The sequence below is a fragment of the Nocardia farcinica genome (genome assembly GCF_029867845.1).
In the GTDB taxonomy this organism is placed as follows: Bacteria; Actinomycetota; Actinomycetes; order Mycobacteriales; family Mycobacteriaceae; genus Nocardia; species Nocardia farcinica_A.
In genome coordinates, this window is the sequence record NZ_JARWRU010000932.1 from 1 (window position 1) to 1459 (window position 1459).

Here is a 1459-nt window from a genome sequence, read left to right on the forward strand (position 1 = left end):
CCCCGGCGGGGGGGGGGGGGTAGCCTCCTCTTCTGTTGTCCGGCAACGATTCCCGCCCGGTCAGACCGGATAGTCCTCCGGCGCCAGCGGGTCGAACTGGCCGCGTGCCGGCGAACGCAGCGGCAGCGGGTTGAGCATGTCCTTGTGTCCGTTGCGCACACTGCAGTACTTGAACGGCCCGCGCGGGTCGAACAGCTTGGTCATGTGCGGGTCGGCGTGGTCGAGCAGCCACACGCTCAGCCCCGTCGCCGGGTCCAGCCGCAGATGCTCCCAGGCGCGCCACAGCGCGTCCAGGCGCACCGCCGCCTCCGCGTGCCGGAACCACTCCGGGCACCACACGGTTTCGCTGATGTCGGTGACCTGGCGGCGGTAGACCACGCTCAGGTAGTTCTCGACGAACTCGACCACATTGCTGTAGACGGGCTTGCCCGGCATGGGTGGGCCGGGGGGTAGGTTGTGGGTCACCGAAGCACCTCTTCTCCGTTGGTTGCCGACATGTCCGTCACGGACGCGGTCGCTGTCGCAGGCCGCGTCACCTCGGCTTGGCCTCGATCTCGCCGGCGGGAGCCTCCGCCGGTTCCAGCTCTCCGATCGGCTCCTCGGACTTGCGCAGTTGCGGCTTGCCGGGCGCGGGGGCGAGACCCGAGGGGTCGGGATCGGACTTCTTGGTCAGCGCGGGCGAACCGATCGCCGCGCTGATCTCGACCTTGGTCTGCGGGTCGTGCTGATCGATCGACTTCTTCACCGCGGCCGCGTATTCGCCCTCCCACCACGGCACCGTGCGCACCAGCACGGCGGGCTGGCCGGAGGTGAACACGATGGCGCGCCCGCGCGGCAGCGTGGTCAGCGCGTTGACGCTGAAGGTCTTCGACGACGACAGCGAACGCGAATAGCTCTTGCCGCCCTTGGATTCGGAGACCGACTGCGAGATCGAGTCGTACTCGCCGATCGCCTCGGAACGGTCGCGCAGGAAGTTCATGTCGTCGATGCCGCTGCCGACCACCTTGATGTTGGCCGCCGACCACAGCGCGGCCATGCCCGCGTCACCCCAGCACCGCGCGCCCTGCGCCCAGGACTGCAGGACCGTCATCACCACGATGCCGCGCGAGCCGAAGTGGCTGTACTGCTTGGGCAGGTCCTTCCAGCGGACCACGTTGGCGGCCTCGTCGAGCACCGCGAGCAGCGGGATGGGCAGCCGCCCGCCGCGCGAGCGGGCCGCCTTGTACATGGCGACGTCGACGACGGCCTCGGTCAGCGCGCTCACCAGCGGAGCCGCCGAACCGCGCCCCTCGAGCGAGAGCGAGTACAGGGTGCCGTTCTTGTCGATGAAGGTCGACTCGTCGAACCGCATGCGCGGCTCGCCGTTCTCGGGATTCGTGCCGGGCAGGATCCAGTCGTGGGTTTTTGTAAAAATCCGCCACCGACCCCAAATAATTTGGGTGGCAGAATTTACGCATCG

The 1459-nt window shown here is 68.3% G+C and carries 2 protein-coding genes; both read right to left on the reverse strand.

Annotated features, from left to right (window positions below):
- Window positions 1–60 precede the first annotated feature (60 nt).
- The gene (locus QH283_RS20465; RefSeq protein ID WP_280504596.1) at window positions 61–465 is read right to left on the reverse strand and encodes a DUF4913 domain-containing protein; all 405 of its coding nucleotides are present in this window, start codon (window positions 463–465) and stop codon (window positions 61–63) included.
- 67 nt (window positions 466–532) lie between these two features.
- On the reverse strand, window positions 533–1459 hold a 927-nt coding region (locus tag QH283_RS20470), incomplete at its 5' end, for a type IV secretory system conjugative DNA transfer family protein (protein WP_280504597.1).